This window comes from Actinosynnema sp. NPDC023658, assembly GCF_040639995.1.
Classification (GTDB): domain Bacteria; phylum Actinomycetota; class Actinomycetes; order Mycobacteriales; family Pseudonocardiaceae; genus Actinosynnema.
In genome coordinates this window covers 1-1,660 of record NZ_JBFAAX010001144.1, presented here as the reverse complement: position 1 = coordinate 1,660, position 1,660 = coordinate 1, and the positions used below count along the sequence as shown (strand labels likewise).

General features: G+C 75.3%; 1 protein-coding gene. It reads right to left on the bottom strand.

All coding sequences use genetic code 11. From position 1 onward, the window contains the following. Nucleotides 1–1,660, bottom strand: a 1,660-nt coding sequence (locus AB0G02_RS38985) for a condensation domain-containing protein (protein ID WP_360805171.1), incomplete at both ends; no start/stop codon positions are given.

The window sequence follows — 1,660 nt, the reverse complement described above, 5'->3', positions numbered from 1 at the left end:
GTAGCACAGCCCCTTGGCCGGCCCCGCGCGCAGCTGCACATACACCGACTTCAGCGCCGCCCCCCACCCACCGGGCCTCCAGTCGTCGGGCGTCGGGTCACCGGCGCCCGGCAGCTCCAGCGCCACCGGGAACTCCGCGGTGAACCAGCCGACCGTGCGGGACAGGTCGACGCCGTCGAACAGCTCCTCGCGGCCGTGGCCCTCCAGCGCCACCAGCGCCCGCCCGGCGAACGCCGAGGTCAGGGCGGTCAGCAGCACGTCGTTGACCTGCGTGCGGTAGGCGTCCGGCACGGCGTGCAGCAGCGCGTCCGTCTCGGCCCGGCCCAGCCGCACCGACACCGTCCGCGCGGTGCCCGCCCTCGTCGGCACCGGCTCCTCCACCGGCACGTCCGCCCAGTGGGGCAGGGCGTCGTCGAACCGGCCGTCGAGCACGTGCCGGTCGAGCCTGCGCGCCCACGCGGTGAACGCGGTGCCCTTCGGCCCGAGGTCGCCGCCCGCCAGGAGGGTGTCCAGGTCCTCCAGGATGATCCGCCACGACACCGCGTCGACCACCAGGTGGTGGGCGGTGACGAACAGCCGGCCGTCCGCGAACAGCACCGCCCGCAGCAGCGGTCCGCGCCGCAGGTCCAGGCTCGTCCGCGCGAGGTGCGCCTCCGCGGCCAGGTCGTCGGTGGCGGCCAGGCGGAACACCTCGGCGGACTCCACGTCCGCCACCTCCTGCTGCCACACCCCGTCGACCTGGGTGAACCTCAGCCGCAGCGCGTCGTGGTGGGCGACGAGCGCCCGCACGGCGTCACGCACGCGGCCGGGTTCGACGTCGCCCGGCTCGACCACGACCGACATGGTGAAGTGCGCCAGCGGGCCGTGCTCCGCGAAGAACCAGCGCTGGACGGGGGTCAGCGGCACGGGGCCGGTGACGGTCTCGTGCGCCGGTCCCGCGTCCTCGGTGACCGCGAGCGCGAGGTCCGCGACGGTCTGGCGCAGGAACACGTCCTTGGAGGTCAGCTTCAGCCCGGCCTGCCGGGCCCGGGACACGACCTGCATGCTCAGGATCGAGTCGCCGCCGAGCGCGAAGAAGTTGTCCCGCGCGCCGACCCGCTCCACGCCCAGCACCTCGGCCCAGATGTCGGCCAGCGCCGTCGCGACACCCGGCTCGGGCGCCACGTACCCGGCGTCGGTGAACGTCGGCGCGGGCAGCGCCCGCCGGTCCACCTTGCCGCTCGGCGTCATCGGCAGCTCGTCCAGCGCCACGAACGCCGACGGCACAAGGTAGTCCGGCAGCCGGTCCTTGAGCCAGCCGGCCAGGTCGGCGGCCGCGCCCACGGTGTAGGCGACGAGCCGGTGGTGGCCGTTGTGCTCGCGGGCCACGACCGCGGCCTGCGTCACGTCCGGGTGGTGCAGCAACGCCGCCTCCACCTCGCCCGGCTCGATGCGGAAGCCGCGGACCTTCACCTGGTCGTCGGTGCGGCCCAGGTACTCCAGGGCCGCCGGCGCCCGATCGTCGGCTCCGCCCATGGTGACCCACCGCACCCGGTCGCCCGTGCGGTACATGCGGGCGCCGGGAGCGCCGAACGGGTCGGGCAGGAACCGCTGCGCGGACAGGCCCGGCCGGTCGTGGTAGCCGCGGGCCACCAGCGCGCCGCCGATGAACAGCTCACCC